This window comes from Rhizobium sp. TRM96647 (assembly GCF_025780115.1).
Lineage (GTDB): Bacteria > Pseudomonadota > Alphaproteobacteria > Rhizobiales > Rhizobiaceae > Mycoplana.
This window is the reverse complement of sequence record NZ_JAOXHF010000005.1, coordinates 207,153-222,402: the sequence shown is the minus strand read 5'-3', so window position 1 is coordinate 222,402 and position 15,250 is coordinate 207,153. Positions and strand designations below refer to the sequence as shown.

At 66.7% G+C, this 15,250-nt stretch carries 17 protein-coding genes; 6 read left to right on the top strand and 11 right to left on the bottom strand.

The features are described from left to right. Positions 1 to 139 precede the first annotated feature (139 nt). Entirely contained in the window at positions 140 to 631 is a 492-nt protein-coding gene (locus tag OCK02_RS11600; protein ID WP_263813196.1) for a CreA family protein, read from the top strand. A 58-nt stretch (positions 632 to 689) separates the two neighbouring features. Here the strand turns inward: OCK02_RS11600 and OCK02_RS11595 are convergent, their stop codons facing one another. From OCK02_RS11595 to OCK02_RS11585, 3 genes are all read right to left on the bottom strand, one after another. Further along, positions 690 to 1,178: a hypothetical protein gene (locus OCK02_RS11595; protein WP_263813195.1), complete on the bottom strand. Its 489-nt coding sequence runs from the start codon at positions 1,176 to 1,178 to the stop codon at positions 690 to 692. A gap of 88 nt (positions 1,179 to 1,266) precedes the next feature. Further along, positions 1,267 to 1,905, bottom strand: a complete 639-nt coding sequence (gene pncA / locus OCK02_RS11590; RefSeq protein ID WP_263813194.1) for a bifunctional nicotinamidase/pyrazinamidase — start codon at positions 1,903 to 1,905, stop codon at positions 1,267 to 1,269. A gap of 197 nt (positions 1,906 to 2,102) precedes the next feature. Then, positions 2,103 to 2,567 (bottom strand): chemotaxis protein CheW, encoded by a 465-nt coding sequence (locus OCK02_RS11585; RefSeq protein WP_230804813.1) that lies wholly within the window; start codon positions 2,565 to 2,567, stop codon positions 2,103 to 2,105. A gap of 273 nt (positions 2,568 to 2,840) precedes the next feature. On the opposite strand from OCK02_RS11585, the gene OCK02_RS11580 reads away from it, so the two are divergent. The 4 genes from OCK02_RS11580 to OCK02_RS11565 all read left to right on the top strand — a co-directional run bounded on the left by OCK02_RS11580 (position 2,841) and on the right by OCK02_RS11565 (position 5,885). Further along, entirely contained in the window at positions 2,841 to 2,999 is a 159-nt protein-coding gene (locus OCK02_RS11580) for a hypothetical protein (protein ID WP_263813193.1), read from the top strand. A 137-nt stretch (positions 3,000 to 3,136) separates the two neighbouring features. After that, entirely contained in the window at positions 3,137 to 3,736 is a 600-nt protein-coding gene (locus tag OCK02_RS11575) for an SCO family protein (protein ID WP_230804809.1), read from the top strand. 12 nt (positions 3,737 to 3,748) lie between these two features. Then, a complete protein-coding gene (locus OCK02_RS11570; protein WP_230804807.1) occupies positions 3,749 to 4,879 on the top strand; it encodes an FAD-dependent oxidoreductase in 1,131 nt (376 codons plus the stop codon). A gap of 127 nt (positions 4,880 to 5,006) precedes the next feature. Then, positions 5,007 to 5,885, top strand: coding sequence for a 50S ribosomal protein L11 methyltransferase (locus OCK02_RS11565; protein WP_263813192.1), 879 nt, complete (start codon positions 5,007 to 5,009; stop codon positions 5,883 to 5,885). 425 nt (positions 5,886 to 6,310) lie between these two features. Here the strand turns inward: OCK02_RS11565 and OCK02_RS11560 are convergent, their stop codons facing one another. Further along, on the bottom strand, positions 6,311 to 6,754 hold the full coding sequence (locus OCK02_RS11560; protein ID WP_263813191.1) for a hypothetical protein: 444 nt from the start codon (positions 6,752 to 6,754) through the stop codon (positions 6,311 to 6,313). Positions 6,755 to 6,916: 162 nt separating this feature from the next. On the opposite strand from OCK02_RS11560, the gene OCK02_RS11555 reads away from it, so the two are divergent. Beyond that, on the top strand, positions 6,917 to 8,758 hold the full coding sequence (locus tag OCK02_RS11555; protein WP_263813190.1) for an aminopeptidase P family protein: 1,842 nt from the start codon (positions 6,917 to 6,919) through the stop codon (positions 8,756 to 8,758). A 303-nt stretch (positions 8,759 to 9,061) separates the two neighbouring features. On the opposite strand, the gene OCK02_RS11550 is transcribed toward OCK02_RS11555, so the two are convergent. The 7 genes from OCK02_RS11550 to panB all read right to left on the bottom strand — a co-directional run bounded on the left by OCK02_RS11550 (position 9,062) and on the right by panB (position 15,250). Continuing rightward, complete coding sequence (locus OCK02_RS11550) at positions 9,062 to 10,399, bottom strand: NtaA/DmoA family FMN-dependent monooxygenase (protein ID WP_263813189.1); 1,338 nt, start codon at positions 10,397 to 10,399, stop codon at positions 9,062 to 9,064. 11 nt (positions 10,400 to 10,410) lie between these two features. Next, the gene (locus OCK02_RS11545; protein ID WP_230804795.1) at positions 10,411 to 11,139 is read right to left on the bottom strand and encodes an ABC transporter ATP-binding protein; all 729 of its coding nucleotides are present in this window, start codon (positions 11,137 to 11,139) and stop codon (positions 10,411 to 10,413) included. Continuing rightward, complete coding sequence (locus OCK02_RS11540; protein ID WP_263813188.1) at positions 11,136 to 11,999, bottom strand: ABC transporter permease; 864 nt, start codon at positions 11,997 to 11,999, stop codon at positions 11,136 to 11,138. The genes OCK02_RS11545 and OCK02_RS11540 overlap by 4 nt, the downstream gene beginning before the upstream one ends. 29 nt (positions 12,000 to 12,028) lie before the next feature. Further along, positions 12,029 to 13,018: an ABC transporter substrate-binding protein gene (locus OCK02_RS11535; RefSeq protein ID WP_263813187.1), complete on the bottom strand. Its 990-nt coding sequence runs from the start codon at positions 13,016 to 13,018 to the stop codon at positions 12,029 to 12,031. 238 nt (positions 13,019 to 13,256) lie between these two features. Further along, positions 13,257 to 13,571 (bottom strand): AzlD family protein, encoded by a 315-nt coding sequence (locus OCK02_RS11530; protein WP_230804789.1) that lies wholly within the window; start codon positions 13,569 to 13,571, stop codon positions 13,257 to 13,259. A gap of 1 nt (position 13,572) precedes the next feature. After that, complete coding sequence (locus OCK02_RS11525) at positions 13,573 to 14,286, bottom strand: AzlC family ABC transporter permease (RefSeq protein ID WP_263813186.1); 714 nt, start codon at positions 14,284 to 14,286, stop codon at positions 13,573 to 13,575. A gap of 136 nt (positions 14,287 to 14,422) precedes the next feature. Further along, on the bottom strand, positions 14,423 to 15,250 hold the full coding sequence (gene panB / locus OCK02_RS11520; RefSeq protein ID WP_263813185.1) for a 3-methyl-2-oxobutanoate hydroxymethyltransferase: 828 nt from the start codon (positions 15,248 to 15,250) through the stop codon (positions 14,423 to 14,425).

Below are 15,250 nucleotides of genomic sequence, written 5' to 3'. Positions count from 1 at the left end.
GCAAAGTGCCGCGCGGCACCTAAGTGAGATGGAGAATGCCGCAGCAGGACATGAGACATTCCGCATATCGCCTTGAATCGATTCCCGAATCGATTCCGTTTCGATGCCCGACGCTTCCAGCCCCCATGGAGACCGCCCGATGACCGCTTCCCGCCTTCGCCTCGCCCTGGCTGCAGGCCTTGCCCTCCTTGCCACCGGTTCGCTCGCCGACACGGTCGGCGAAGTCGGAGTGGACTGGATGGGCAACGACATCAAGATCGATGCGGTCGGCGATCCCGAAGTTTCCGGCGTGACCTGCCACATCACCTATTTCGACCGGGGCGTGCTGGACCGGCTGCAGAAGGGCAACTGGTTCGAGGATCCCTCCAACAACGCCATCGCCTGCCAGCAGACCGGCCCGATCACGATCGGCGAGATCGACCTGTCGAAGGACGGCGAGGAAGTGTTCAAGGCCGGCCTGTCGCTGATCTGGAAGAAGCTGGTGGTCACCCGCATCTACGACCGCAAGAACGACACGCTCATCTACTTGGCCCATTCGCGGGAACTGACGGAAGGCTCCGCCAAGATGTCGATCTCCACCGTTCCGCTCTTCGGCGAGAACGTCACCTGGACGAACGGAAAGCCGCAATAGGCCGGATTGCTCCGGACCCATTGCGGCCTCCTCCTCCGTAGCTGTTTTCCCGGCCGGCCTACAGGACGATGAACGTCACGCTGCCGTCGCCGTTCTGCTGGACGGAAATGACCTGATCGACATCGACCTGCTGCGCCTCGAGCGCTGCGACGAGGTCCGAATTGGCCCTGATGTCGGACTGAAGCTTGCGCATGTCGGCGGCATGGCTGTCCGACAGCAGGCGATACTGCTCGCGGGTGTCCGCGTCGGCGACCTCGTCGACGCGCATCACCGCGATCCTGGCGACATCGACCGCCTTGAAGTCCTCGACACCGGAGACGCTCGGCGCGATCGCGCCGGTGCTCATCATGTCCATGGCCTGACCATCCTGAGCCTGGCCGGAAGCGTCCGGCCGGATCATCGGCTCGCCGGACGCCTGCGCCATCTCGAGGGCGGGACGCGGGGTCGGTACCGGAACGTTCATGCCGTCGATGGTCGTGGCCGCAAATGCGGGAGCGGCAATCGCGCCGGCAAGCAGGATGGACGAAAGAGTTGCAAGCGGTTTCATGGTGATCTCCCTGCAGCGCTTTTCTGCGCCTTCGGAAAGGGAAATGCCGCTCGCCCCGCTTTGTTCCAACCTGCGGTTCAGCCTCCGGTCACGCCTCGCGGGCCTCGCGCAGGATCTCGGCTTCCGTCACCGTCGCAACCCCTGTCGCAGCCATCGCCTTTTCCGCCGCCGCGACCGTCTCCGGTGCAATGCCGCGGCTCAGGTCCTCGACGAAGCGGACGCGCACGCCGGGCAACATCTCGACTGCGTCGATCGCCGAAGCCTGAACGCAGTAATCCGTCGCAAGCCCGCCGATGTCGATCTGCGTCACCCCGCGCTGGCGCAGGTAGTCGGCAAGCCCGGTATGGGCCGTCCTGTCGTTGTCGCGAAAGGCGGAATAGCTGTCGACCTCGCGATCCATGCCCTTCTTCTGGATGTAGTCGATCCGCGTCACGTCGAGGGCGGGATGAAGCGCCGCATCCTCGGTGTGCTCGACGCAATGGTCCGGCCAGAGCATCTGCGGCTTGCCCTTCAGTTCTCCCATCTCGAACGGGCTCCGCCCGGGATGGCTGGAGGCGAAGCTGCCGTGGTCGGCGGGATGCCAGTCCTGCGAGGCGACGATCAGGTCGTAGCCGCCCTTCGCCATCAGCCGGTTGGCGACCGGGATCACGTCGTCGCCCTCGGGGACGGCCAGGTTGCCACCCGGGCAGAACCCGGACTGGAGGTCGATGAGCAGCAGGCACTTCATGATGGGCACTCCGATTCCATGGCGCATGTCCGGGGCTAACGCATGTCGCGCAACCCCAAGCTATACGGACAAGCATGTTGCATCGCGTTGCGAAGAATCAAGGGGCCGAACGAAAAGGCAGGCGCGTAGCGCGCGTGCGAAAACCCCGGCGACGCGCGTCCCGGGGTTTCGTCATGCGACCGGCCGGTCCTCGTCGATCAGGCGGCCTGCGCCAGTTCGTCGGCGATCACGGTGTCGAGGTTGAGGAAGCAGACCATCGTCTTTTCCAGCGCGACGATACCGCGGCAGAAGGCGCGCTGGGCTTCCGGGATGATTTCCGGCGCCGCCTGCAGGTCTTCGCTCTTGATGGTCATCATGTCGGAGACCTGCTCCACCAGCAGGCCGACGAGCTTGCCAGCGATGTCGGTGACGATGATCGCCGAACGCTCGGACGGCTCAGTCATCTTCATGCCGAGGCGGCAGGCCATGTCGATGACCGGGATCACCGCACCGCGCAGGTTGATCAGGCCGAGGACGTAGGGCGGCGTATGCGGCATCGGCGTCACCGGCGCCCAGCCGCGGATTTCGCGGATCGCCATGATGTCGATGCAGAATTCCTGGTCTCCGAGGTGGAAGGAGACGATTTCGAGATAGGCGCCGGATTGCTTGATGGCGTTGGACATGGATCGGACTTCCCAGATTCGGCCGAGGGATCGCATCTGCGCAAGGCCTGAACGGCCGGCGGACCTCATGCCCGAGAGGCCAGGACGGCCCATACGCTGCGGCAAGCCTTGCAGAGATAGATTAAGCAAACGCTAAGAATCTCCGGCAAACGTCCGGTTTCGGGGCGTTGCACAGCCTTGCGGCCGGCCCGGGAGCGCATGGCTCCGCGCCGGCGGCCGGCACCGATGCCCTGCCCCATTCCGGTCGGCGCCCATCTGCGCTAACATGCGCTCATGACCACTGCCCGCCACACCGTCCGCGCCGCCGTCCTGATCGCCTCCGGGGCGGCCCTGCTCGCCGCGCTCTCCGCGCTCGCCTTTGCCGGCTGGCTGGAGCACGGCTCGTCGATCCTGCTTTCCATGGCGGAATCCGGCCTGTCCTGGTGCTTCTGACGCAACCGGACCGGCAGGATCGCCGTCCGGCGCGCCCGCTTGCGGCAAAACGTGCATTTGCCCCCTGCGGCGGGACCGACTATGACACGGTCTGAACCGGCCGCGCCGCGGCCGACCTGCCGATGACGGATTGCCTCATGAAGACCGTACGCACCATCCTCTGGATCGCCATTGCCCTCCTTGCCGGCCTGCTCGGCTGGCTGACGCTGGAGATGACGCGCACCGGAGACCAGTTGGCCGAGGGCCCCTTCGGCGTTCCCTTCACCCTCGTTTCGCAGGACGGCAGCCCCGTCACCGAGAAGGCGTTCACCGGCAAGCCGACCGCGCTCTTCTTCGGCTTCACCCATTGCCCCGAGGTCTGCCCGACGACGCTGTTCGAGCTCGACGGCTGGCTCGCCAAGACCGACCCGGACGGCTCGAAGATGCAGGCCTATTTCGTCACGGTCGATCCCGAGCGCGACACGCCGGAGATCCTCGGCACCTATGTTTCCAACGTTTCCAAGCGCGTGACCGGCATTTCCGGCCCGGCCGACAAGGTCATGGACATGGTCAAGGGCTTCCGCGTCTATGCCCGCAAGGTGCCGGTCGACGAGAGCCAGCCGGACGGCGAATACACGATGGACCACACCGCCTCCGTCTTCCTGCTCGACAAGGACGGTCGCTTCCGGGGCACCATAGCCTATGGCGAGAACCCCGATGTTGCCGTACAAAAGCTGGAGAACCTCATCAAGGGATAGGGACCTCCGCCCATGGTTTCACGCGCCGACTGCTCGATCCTCATCGCCGGCGCGGGACCGGTGGGGCTGACGCTGGCCCTCGAACTGGCGCGCCGCGGCATCAAGCCGCGCATCGTCGCCGAGACCGATGGCCCCGTCGCCGAAAACGAGAGCCGCGCGCTCGGCGTCAACGCCCGAACCCTGATGCTGCTCGGCCCTTCGGGCGTCGCCGCCGACATCGCCGCACAGGCGCTGCCGATCGAGGGGCTCAAGCTTTCCTCCCTCGGCGCCCCGCTTCTCACGGTCAGCACGGCGCGGTTTCGCGGACCCGGCCCGGCGCTCAGCATCCTGCCGCAGGGCGCCACCGAGCGCCTGCTGCTGGAACGGCTGCGGGCGCTGGAGGTCGAGCCCGAATGGCACACGCGGGTCAACAGGATCGACGGCACCCCGGATGCGCCGGAGGTTACGCTCGTGCGCAACGACGACAGCGGCGAAACGGTCAGGCCGACCATGCTCGTCGGCGCCGACGGCGCCCATTCCACCGTCCGCAAGGCCTGCGGCTTCACCTTTCCGGGCGACGCGCTGGACAACGACTTCTTCCTTGCCGACTACGCCTATGACGCGCCGGTAGACGTCCGCCACGGGCGGGTGGAATTCTTCAATCCCGGCGTCCTCGCCTGCATCCCGGTCCGCGCCAACGTGCTGCGCTACATCTCCACCATGGCCGATTTCGAGGACCGGATCGTCCATCCGCGCCCGAACGGCGAATGCGCCTGGCGCTCGCAGTTCACCGTCAGTTTCCGCCATGTCGAGACGATGTCGGCCGGCCGCGTCTTTCTGGCGGGCGACGCCGCCCATATCCATTCGCCGATCGGCGCCCGCGGCATGAACCTCGGCATCGAGGACGCCTGCTGGCTTGCCTGGCTCGTCTCGGAGGGACGCGAGGCCGATTATTCGGACCTTCGCCTGCCGGCAGTCCGCGGCGTGCTGCGCCAGACCCGCATGCTGACGGCGATGGCGACGATGGACCGGCCGGCATCGCTCGCCCTGCGCGACCGCATCCTGCCGCTGATGGCGCATCTCCGCTTCGCCGAGCGGGCGCTGGTGCGCAGCATTGCCGGCATGGACACGCCGGAGCCGCCCTGGCTGCCCGTCGCGTATTGATGCGCTTTGCGCCAGCCCGCAGACATGCTACTGCGCCGCGGGTCGGATCGGCAGCGGCCCGTGTCGCAGCCGACCGTGTAAATGGCCAGGGCATGCCGTCCGGCCGGCAAGCAGGAACACCGAGACCGTGAGCGAGATCCGCCTTTTCACCACCACGACCGAGAAGAACGCCGAGGCGATCCTGGCGCTGATGTCCGACGCCTTCGAGGACGAAGGCTACGCTATCGCCACCATGGAGATAGACGAAAAGCGCGACATCTGGGAAGCATCGCTGTACCTGATGGCCGACGAGGAAGAGGAGATGCGCGAGCGCTTCGCCGCATTGCTGGCGCCCGCCTTCCCCAAAGCGACGATCGAGCGCGAGGACATTCCCGACGTCGACTGGATCGCCAGATCGCTGGAAGGCCTGCAGCCGGTCCGCGCCGGCCGCTTCGTCGTGCACGGATCGCATGACCGGGGCACCGCCCGCTCCGGGGAGATCGCGATCGAGATCGATGCCGGGCAGGCCTTCGGCACTGGCCACCACGGCACCACCGCCGGCTGCCTCGAGGTGATCGAGCACGTCATGCGCAGGGGCCGGATCCGCTCCGCCCTCGACCTCGGCACCGGCAGCGGCGTGCTGGCCATCGCCGCCCGCAAGCTGGCGCCGATCCCGGTGCTGGCCACCGACATCGACCCGGTCGCCACGAAGGTGGCGCGCGAGAACGTGCGCAAGAACGGGATCGCCGCCGGCATGACGCTCGAGACGGCGACCGGCTTCCACCACACCGCCTTCCGCCGGCACGGCCCCTTCGACCTGATCATCGCCAACATCCTCGCCCGCCCGCTAATGCGGATGGCGCCGCAGCTTGCCGCACATCTTGCCCCCGGCGGACACGTGGTCCTGTCCGGCATTCTCGCCAACCAGCGCTGGAAGGTGATCGCCGCCTATTCCGGCGCCGGCCTGCGCCACGTCCGCACCATCTGGCGCAACGGCTGGGTGACGATCCATCTCGACCGGCCCTGACGCGCATGCGCCAAAAAAAAACCTCCCGGCCGCGCAGGGATGCGACCGGGAGGCATGACCGAAAAAGGCCTTCAAAAAAGAGAAAGGCGGTGCCAGAGGCACCGCCTATGGGCCGGTTTCCCGACCTGTCCGCGAGCTTGGGAGGAGGAGAGCTCAAGCGGACTCTACGTGCTCCGAACACCCGCCCGGAGGAGGGAGGAGGAGTGACCGGACAGGTATTGGACCGGAGCACCTAGCAGGATCGCCTTGCGGCGGAATCTTTCGTTTCTCTTTCGCTTCGACCGCATATCGCGTTCGCTTCGATGCGCGCTTTATAACCGAAACAAAAAATAACGACAGCGAAATCTTGGCATGGGAGCCATGCGTATACCGCATGGATTAATACCGACACCGCACACCCTCGCAACACTCCCGACGCGATCGGATCAGTCGCGCGAAGCGAGGCAGGGGTCGAGCAGAATATGGCTGTCGTCCTGAATTCTCATGGCGCCGCGCACGGTCACGATATCGCCGACCTGCATGCCGTTGTCCGAGTAGGTCACGCACAAGACGCGGATGCCCGGCACCGGGCAGATGCCGAGATACCAGAGCACCTCATCCGTCTCCACGATCGTCAGCGGGCCGGAAGCCCACAGATCGATGCGCTGGCCGCTTGGAGGCCGGAAATTCTCAATGGTCTTGTGGAGATCGTTGCAACGCGCGGTTTCCACGGGCGTTCCTTCCGGGAAGGCCAGTCCCGGCCGGCCGGGATAGGGGCTCTCTTGCGCCGGCGCCGGGGCAGCGAGCATCGGCAGCATGAAAAATGAGGCGAGTATCCTGCCACGTATCGACATTGAGGACCTTTGCTTCCGCCTTTCCATCGCCGCCATCGATGGACGGCACGCCCGTCAGGCGGTGTAACACATCTTCGGCGGCCGTCTGGCCGGCATGCCCCGCTTTTTCCCGTGTGATCGTCCGGAAACCGGTTACCACTTTCGAAAGACATGCTTTAGTGTCCTTCTTCGTATTCAAATCCGTTCGGTAGCACAGCCATGTTCCAGAGTTTCGACGTCACCTCCACCCCGCAATTCGGCCGCGAACGCGTGGAAGCGCTGCGCGCCGCCTTCGATGGCCTCGGCATCGACGGCTTCCTCGTGCCGCGCGCCGACGAATTCCAGGGCGAGTATGTGCCGAAGAACGCCGAGCGGCTGGCCTGGCTCACCGGTTTCACCGGCTCGGCCGGCATTGCCCTCGTCGCCCGCGGCGAGGCCGTCGTCTTCGTCGACGGCCGCTATGTCACACAGCTCGCCGAACAGGTGGACGGCAGCGTCTTCAAGGGCGGCGACCTCGTCGGCGAGCCGCCGCACCTGTGGATCCCAAAGCATGCCTCGAAGGGGTTCCGCCTCGGTATCGACCCCTGGCTGCACACCGGCGGCGAGGTGCGCAAGCTCGGAAAGGCGCTGGAAAAGGTCGGCGGCAGTCTGGTCCTGCTCGACCACAATCCGCTCGATCGGCTCTGGGCCGATCGTCCCGCCGAACCGCTCGGCCGGGTGAAGATCCAGCCGATCGAGTTCGCCGGCATGCTCGCCAAGGACAAGATCGCCGAGATGGCCGCGAAGGTCGCTGAGGCCGGCGCCGACGCGCTCGCCGTCACCGATCCCTCGACCGCCGCCTGGCTGTTCAACATTCGCGGCAGCGATGTCCCCCACACCCCTCACCCGCTGGTGCGCGCGATCCTGCATGCGGGAGGCAAGGCCGAGATCTTCGTCGACAAGCGCAAGACCGGCATCGAGGAAGAGGCCTACCTGACCCAGCTTGCCGACTTCTCCCCGCCGTCCGCGTTTCCGGCCCGCATCGCCGCCCTGTCGCGCGAGGGCAAGGGCATCATGCTCGACCCCGACCAGGCACCCTTCGCCCTCGCCGAAGCGATCCGCGCAGCCGGTGGTATGGTCGTCGAGGCCGCCGACCCGGCCCGCCTGCCCCGCGCCTGCAAGAACGCGGTCGAACTGGCGGGCTCCGCCAAGGCGCACCTGCAGGACGGCGCCGCCATGGTCGAGTTCCTCGCCTGGCTCGACGCGTCCGAACCGGGGACGCTCACGGAAATCGCGGTGACGAAGAAGCTCGAGTCCTGCCGCGCCGCCGTCGGCCAGCGCATGCAGAACCCGCTGAAGGACATCTCCTTCGACACGATCAGCGGCGCCGGCGCCCACGGCGCCATCATCCATTATCGCGTGACCACGCAGACCGACGCGACGCTCGAGGACGGCACGCTCTTTCTGATCGATTCCGGCGCGCAGTACATCAACGGCACGACGGACATCACCCGCACGGTTGCGATCGGTGACGTACCCCATGAACAGAAGCGCTTCTTCACGCTGGTGCTGAAGGGCATGATCGCGATCAGCACGGCCCGTTTTCCGAAGGGGAGCCGCGGCTGCGACCTCGACCCGCTCGCCCGCACGGCGCTGTGGAAGGCCGGTGCCGACTATGCCCACGGCACCGGCCACGGCGTCGGCTCCTATCTCTCCGTGCATGAGGGGCCGCAGCGGATCTCCCGGCTCGCCACGCAGGAACTGCTCCCCGGCATGATCCTCTCCAACGAGCCCGGCTACTACCGCGCCGGCAGCTTCGGCATCCGCATCGAGAACCTGATCCATGTCCTGGCCGCAGCTCCAATCGAGGGCGGCGACATCGACATGCTCGCCTTCGAGACGCTGACCTTCTGCCCGCTCGACAAGCGCCTGATCGTCACCGACCTGCTGACGCGCGAGGAAGCGGACTGGATCGACGCCTATCACGAGCATACGCGCGAAAAGCTGATGCCGCTGATCGAGGATGCCGACGTGCGGGGATGGCTGGAAGCCGCGACGGCACCGCTCGGCCGCGAGGGCTGACGGGACAGCGGGCGCCTGCAGGGTTTGTGAAAGGCCGCCGATCCTGAATCATGCGGCTGAATTGTGCGGCTGCCTCTCATCCGCCTGCCGGCACCTTCTCCCCGCAAGCGGGGAGAAGTACGCAGACCGCGATGTCTCCGTCCCCTTCATGGCGAGCGGAGTGACGAGAAGGGAAGAGAATGAGGGAATGGAGGCACGACGTCTCCGTCCCCTCTCCCTGCTTGCGGGGAGAGGGTCAGGGTGAGGGGCATTCCTTCGGCCGATGCGCGAGACGGCGAACGGCCATCCCCCGCCCCTGCCCGCTCAGGCCGAATGCGCCAGCGGCACGTCCTCGCGGACGGTTCCCAGGCCGAAATGCTCCCGCAGCGTCGTACCTTCGTAGTCCTCGCGGAACAGGCCGCGCCTGCGCAGGATCGGCACAACTTCGGCGGCAAACAGCTCGAACTGGCTGTAGAGGATCGGCGGCATCACGTTGAAGCCGTCGGCAGCCCCCGAGACCAGCCAGTCCTCGATGATGTCGGCCACTGCTTCCGGCGTCCCCGTCGCGGTAAAGTGCCCGCGTGCGCCGGCAAGCCGCCGCAGCAACTGGCGCAGCGTCAGCCCTTCGTTGAGCGAAGTCTCGACATAGCCGATGGCGCGGCTCTTCGAGGCCTCCACCCGCTCCGGAGCCGGGAAGTCGCCACGCTTCAGCGGGCGGTCGAGCGGCACGCCGCTGAAATCGTGGCCGCCGAAGCGGGCCGACAGCCGCGACAGTCCGATCTCGGTGCTGGTCAGCGCATCGAGCTCTTCCCAGACCTGTTCAGCTTCGCGCGTCGTCGAACCGATCGCAGCACTGAGGCCGGGCAGGATGACGATATCGTCCGGCCGGCGCCCGAAGGCGGCCGCCCTGCCCTTCACGTCGGCGTAGAAAGTCCGCGCCGAATCCTTGGTCAGGTGCGCGGTGAAGATCGCCTCGGCCCAGCGCGCGGCAAAGGCGCGTCCGGTGTCGGACTGCCCTGCCTGCACGTAGACCGGCCGCCCCTGCGGCCCGGCCGGAACGTTGAGCGGGCCGCGGGTGCGGTAGTGCCGCCCCTCGTAGTCGACGGGTTGGACCAGCGACGGATCGAGGTAGCGCCCGCCGTCGCGATCGTCGAGCACCGCATGCGCCGGATAGCTGCGCCAGAGCGCGTCCACCGCCTCCACGAACTCCTCGGCGATCCGGTAGCGCTCGCCATGCTCGACGTCCGCCGCAAGACCGTAGTTCAGGCCGGCCTGCGGCGCCCAGGAGGTAACGATGTTCCAGCCGGCTCGACCGTTCGAGATATTGTCGAGCGAGGCGAACTGCCGTGCCAGCGTATAGGGCTGGCTGTAGGTGGTGGAAGCGGTGCCGATCAGCCCGATCTTCTCGGTACGCATCGCGAGTGCCGAGAGCAGCGTCAACGGCTCCAGCGCCCCCGTCGCCACCAGCCCGCCATTATTGGGCGCGACCAGCGCATCGGCGAGGAATACCGCATCGAATTTTGCCGCCTCGGCGATCTGCGCGGCCTTCGCATAGAGATCGACATCGGTCAGGGCCTTCTTGGCCGAGGCCGGATGCCGCCACGCCGCCTCGTGATGGCCGCGCGGCATGAGGAACAGGTTCAGGTGCAGCTTGCGGGTCATGGTCCTGCCTTTCAGACGGTTTCGGCTTCGACGCCGAGGCTCGACAGCAGCGTCTGTCGGAGCCCGGCGAAATCGGGATGGTCGACGCGCCGCGGCTGCGGCATGCGGACGGGATGGTCCTCGGCGATCCGCCCGTCCTTCAGGACGAGGATGCGATCGGACAGAAGGAGCGCTTCCTCCACGTCGTGGGTGACGAGGATGACGGTCGGTCGCTGCCGTTCGACGAGGCGCAGGAGCAGCGCCTGCATGCGCAGCCGCGTCAGCGCGTCGAGCGCGCCGAAGGGCTCGTCGGCGAGCAGTACGTCCGGTTCGCGCAGCAGCGAGCGTGCCAGCGAAGCCCGCTGTTTCTGGCCGCCAGAGAGCGTCGACGGCCAGACGTCCGCCTTGTCGCCAAGGCCCACGGCCTCCAGCATTTCCAGCGCCGCCGCCCGCCCGTCCGGGCGTCGCAGGCCGAGCGTGACGTTGCCGATCACGCTCATCCACGGCAGCAGGCGCGAATCCTGGAACAGCACCGAGGAACTGCCGGCGACCTGGAAATGGCCGGCCGTCTCGGCATCGTCGTCGAGACCGGCAAGCGCGCGAAGCAGCGTCGTCTTGCCGGAACCGCTCTCGCCGAGCAGCGCCACGAACTGGCCGCGCGGGATCTCCAGCGACACCCGGTCGAGCACGGTCTTGCCCCTGAAGCTGCGCGACAGATCGCGCAGGACGACCGAGGGGGTGATGGGACGGTGGAAGGTCATGAGCCGAGCGACCTCCGGTAGGACAGCACTCTTGCTTCGGCGGCGCGAACGACCGCGTCCGAAACGAGCCCGAGCACCGCGTAGATGATGATGCCGACGACGATGATGTCGGTCTGGCCCCAGTCGCGCGCCCGGTTCATCAGGTATCCGATGCCCGTCTGGGTGTTGATCAGTTCGAGCACCACCAGCGCCGTCCAGCAGAGCGCCACGGCGAGCCGCAGCGACACGAAGAAGCCGGGAAGCGCACCGGGCAGCGCCACGTGGCGGATGAACTCGCCGCGCGTGAGCCCCAGCGTCCGCGCCAGCTCGATATGGCCGATGTCGATGCCACGCAGCGCCGCATGGGTGTTGATGTAGACCGGCACGAGCACGGCGGTGAAGATCAGGAACACCTTCATCGCCTCGCCGATGCCGAGCCAGATGATCACGAGCGGGATCAGCGCCAAGGTCGGCACCGCCCGCTTGATCTGCACCAGCCCGTCGATCAGCGCCTCACCGGTCCGCGTCAACCCCGAGAGCAGCGCCAGAACCACACCGGCGAGCACGCCGAGGAAGAGCCCGGAATAGGCGCGGCCGGCCGAGGCCAGAAGATGCGGCAGCAGGCTGCCGTCGGAAAACATCTGGTAGCCGGTGACGAGTGCGGTCGATGGTGCCGTCAGCGTCGCCGGCGACAGCAGCCCGAGCCGCGAGGCGGCCTCCCATGCCAGAACGACCAGAACCGGCCCCAGCAGGCGAAGCCCCGGCGGCAGACGCTCCGGCGTCAGCCGGACCGCGCGAGCCCCGCCGCGAGACGCGGCAGGCGATCGCTCGCCTGCCCGTCCCGCCGCGTAGAAATTGCCCCCCGAAGTCACGTCGGTCATGTCGTCTCCTGTCGTTTGCAGCAGCGCGCTCAGGCGCGGGCGCCGGCAATCACGTCGTCGAAGGTGTCCACGAAGGAGCCTGCGGCATCGAAGCGCTCCTTCAGGGAACCGGACTGGTAGAGGATGTCGATCAGCTTCTGGTGATGTGGGATCGCCTCCACCGACGTCTGGAACACCAGCGGCGACTGGCCGGCGAGGATCGCCGCCGTGTCGTCCGGGGCGATACGCTGGAAATCCGTGTAGTAGTGCTTCGCCCACGCATCCTCGTTGTCGTTGCTCCAGCGACCGGCGCGGACGAAGGCGCCGATGAACTGGCGGACCGCTGCCGCCTTGTCCGGATCGGCGAGCACCGCCGGGCGGGCGTAGAAGTAGCTCGTGCTCGGCAGCAGTCTTCGCTCCTCCGGGTCGAGCACCGGGCTGGCGCCGACCTGGTTGACCAGCCGCGTCACGTGCGGCTCCTGCAGCACCGCCACGTCGATGGCGCCCGAACGGATTGCATCCGGCAGGTCTGCGATCCGCAGCTTGACCAGTTGCACATCCTCGAGTTTCAGCCCGGCGCGGTTGAGCGCCTCGATCAGGAACACCTGCCGTCCCGAGCCCTCGATGTAGCTGACTCTCCTGCCTTTCAGCTCCGAGAGCTTGTTGATCACCAGCCCCGGCCGGCTGGTCAGCCGGTACTGCGCCACTTCGCGGGTGAAGGTGGCGACGATCGGCAGGAGCGTGCCGGCAGCGCGTGCCTGGATCGGCGGCGTGTCGCCGACATAGGCGATGTCGAGCGCCTCCGCCCGGATCGCCTCGTAGATCGCCGGCCCGCCGGCAAAGTTCGGCAGCTCGAACTGGAACTCCAGCTTGCCTCCCTCTCCGCTCGCCTCGAGAAGATTGCGCACGAGTTCGCTCTGGTCGGCAACGACCAGCTTCGTCGTTGCGGCGGGAGCGTCTTGCGCCGCCGCGCCGCGTCCGAACGCCGCCGAGAGCCCCATGGCGGCGGTGGTTGCGAGAAATGCCCGTCTGTCCAGCATGATATGCCCTCTCCTGTCGGTTTGTGGGAGAAAGGCTATGCCAGGAAAACGATGGCATCAATATCGATAGATTTTATGGATTTAATTTAATAATATATTCCAGCACGGGGCGCCGGTGCGATGCCTTCGTTCTGCAAACGGGCTGTTCCGTGATCGGTGGTTCTCATGTCAAGAGCGCAGCATCCGCCCGCCGGATACCTGCGCGCGCGGAAATTCGCTCTCTTCCGGAAGGTCTTCTTCAAACGCCGAGGGCGTAGCGCATCAGCATTACCGCGCACCAGCCGATCGCCAGCATCGGCAGCACGGAGAACCTGAGGCTTGCGATCAGGGCCGCGGCCATCGCCACCTGCACGTCTGGGCCGCCGGTGAAGAAGGCGGGCGCCACGAGCGTCGTCAGCACCGCCGCCGGCACGGCGTTCAGCGCCGCCTCCAACCGCGGCGGGATCGTCTTCATCCGCATCACCAGCCAGTATCCGCCGATGCGCGTCAGGAAGGTCGCGACGGCACCCGCAAGGATGATCGCGATCATGTCGGCATGAAAGAACGCGCCCATTTCAGCCCTCCTGCGCCGCGTCGCGCGACGCCGGGCCGCGCTTGACCGGCAGCACGGCGGCGAGCGCCATGCCGGCAAGCGCGCCGATGCTGACATGCCAGGGAGAGCCGACGGTGTGATAGGCGATCACAGAGACCGCACCGCTCACCGCGACCACGGAGAGGAAGTTCGGCCGCTTGCGGAAGCCGAGCACCAGCGCCATGAAATAGATCGGCAGCAGCACGTCGATGCCGATCACCTTCGGATCGCCGATGAGCTGGCCGAAGACGCCGCCGAGCGCGGTCATCACCTGCCAGGGAATATAGATGACCAGCGCGAAGCCGATATACCAGGCGAAGCTGACCTTGCGGCCCGATTCACCGCGCCGCAGCGTTTCAGCGAATTGCGGATCGGTGAGGACGAAGAAGGCGAAGAGCTTTTCCACCGGCGAGAAATGCCTGACGAACGGCGTCATCGCCGCCGAATAGAGGATGTGGCGGAAGTTCACCGCGAAGATCGACAGCACGATGACCCAGGGGGCGATGTTCTGCCCGAACAGCTCGATGCCGACGAGCTGGCTGGCGCCGGCGAAGATCGTCATGCTCATCAGCACGGCCTCGGCGATCGTCTGGCCGTTGGCGACCGCGATCGCGCCGAACAGCGCGCCGAACGGCGCCGCCGACAGGAACACCGGCGTGCCGTTGCGCACGCCCTCGAAGAAATCAGCCTTGTTCACCTGGCGCGCACCTCTGCCCTCACGTGGAACCGCTGTAGTCCCCCGCACCCCTCAGCGCAATTGAATATGGCTGAAGTATCGATCGATTTCGTTGAACCATTGGCGAGCCGGCCGAAGCCGGATCGTCCTTTCGGGATCAGGACTTGGCCTTCACCTGGAACGTGTGTTCCTGGGCGGGGAAGGTCCGCGCCTTCACCTCTTCGGCATAGGTCGCGAAGGCCTCGCTGATCTGCGGCGCGAGGTCGGCGAAGCGCTTGACGAAGCGCGGCTTGAAGTCGGTGAAGATGCCGAGCGCATCGTCCACGACCAGCACCTGGCCGTCGCAGGCCGGCGACGCGCCGATGCCGATCGTCGGCGCCTTGACCGACTCCGTGATCTCGCGGGCGAGCGGCTCGACCGTGCCCTCGATGACGATCGCGAACGCGCCCGCATCGTCGATCGCCTTGGCGTCGCGGCGGATCTTGTCGGCTTCCTTGTCGCTGCGCCCGAGCGAACGGTAGCCGCCGGTGGTGTTGATCAGCTGCGGCATCAACCCGACATGGCCGAGCACCGGAATGCCCCGCCGGGTGAGGAAATCGACGGTCTCGGCCATCTCCGCACCGCCCTCGAGCTTGACCGCGCTGCAGCCGGTCTCCTTCAGCACGCGCGCGGCGCTGTGGAACGCCTGCTCCTTCGATTCCTGGTAGGAGCCGAACGGCAGGTCGACCACGACGCAGGCCTTGTCCGATCCGCGCATCACCGCCTGGCCGTGCGCGATCATCATCTCCAGCGTCACGCCGACGGTGGAATCGAGCCCGTAGACCACCATGCCGAGCGAATCCCCGACCAGCATGAAGTCCACATGCGGATCGAGCAGCTTGGCGATCGGCGTCGTATAGGCCGTCAGGCTGACGATCGGCCGCTGGCCCTTCAGGGCCCGAATATCCGCGGGCGCAAGGCGCCGTTTCGCTGCATGCACGCTCAT

Coding starts and splice junctions, on each gene's coding strand:
- OCK02_RS11600 (WP_263813196.1), top strand. CDS start 140: ATGACCGCTTCCCGCCTTCGCCTCGCCCTGGCTGCAGGCCTTGCCCTC.
- OCK02_RS11595 (WP_263813195.1), bottom strand. CDS start 1,178: ATGAAACCGCTTGCAACTCTTTCGTCCATCCTGCTTGCCGGCGCGATT.
- pncA (WP_263813194.1), bottom strand. CDS start 1,905: ATGAAGTGCCTGCTGCTCATCGACCTCCAGTCCGGGTTCTGCCCGGGT.
- OCK02_RS11585 (WP_230804813.1), bottom strand. CDS start 2,567: ATGTCCAACGCCATCAAGCAATCCGGCGCCTATCTCGAAATCGTCTCC.
- OCK02_RS11580 (WP_263813193.1), top strand. CDS start 2,841: ATGACCACTGCCCGCCACACCGTCCGCGCCGCCGTCCTGATCGCCTCC.
- OCK02_RS11575 (WP_230804809.1), top strand. CDS start 3,137: ATGAAGACCGTACGCACCATCCTCTGGATCGCCATTGCCCTCCTTGCC.
- OCK02_RS11570 (WP_230804807.1), top strand. CDS start 3,749: ATGGTTTCACGCGCCGACTGCTCGATCCTCATCGCCGGCGCGGGACCG.
- OCK02_RS11560 (WP_263813191.1), bottom strand. CDS start 6,754: ATGGCGGCGATGGAAAGGCGGAAGCAAAGGTCCTCAATGTCGATACGT.
- OCK02_RS11555 (WP_263813190.1), top strand. CDS start 6,917: ATGTTCCAGAGTTTCGACGTCACCTCCACCCCGCAATTCGGCCGCGAA.
- OCK02_RS11550 (WP_263813189.1), bottom strand. CDS start 10,399: ATGACCCGCAAGCTGCACCTGAACCTGTTCCTCATGCCGCGCGGCCAT.
- OCK02_RS11545 (WP_230804795.1), bottom strand. CDS start 11,139: ATGACCTTCCACCGTCCCATCACCCCCTCGGTCGTCCTGCGCGATCTG.
- OCK02_RS11540 (WP_263813188.1), bottom strand. CDS start 11,999: ATGACCGACGTGACTTCGGGGGGCAATTTCTACGCGGCGGGACGGGCA.
- OCK02_RS11535 (WP_263813187.1), bottom strand. CDS start 13,018: ATGCTGGACAGACGGGCATTTCTCGCAACCACCGCCGCCATGGGGCTC.
- OCK02_RS11530 (WP_230804789.1), bottom strand. CDS start 13,571: ATGGGCGCGTTCTTTCATGCCGACATGATCGCGATCATCCTTGCGGGT.
- panB (WP_263813185.1), bottom strand. CDS start 15,250: ATGAGCGTGCATGCAGCGAAACGGCGCCTTGCGCCCGCGGATATTCGG.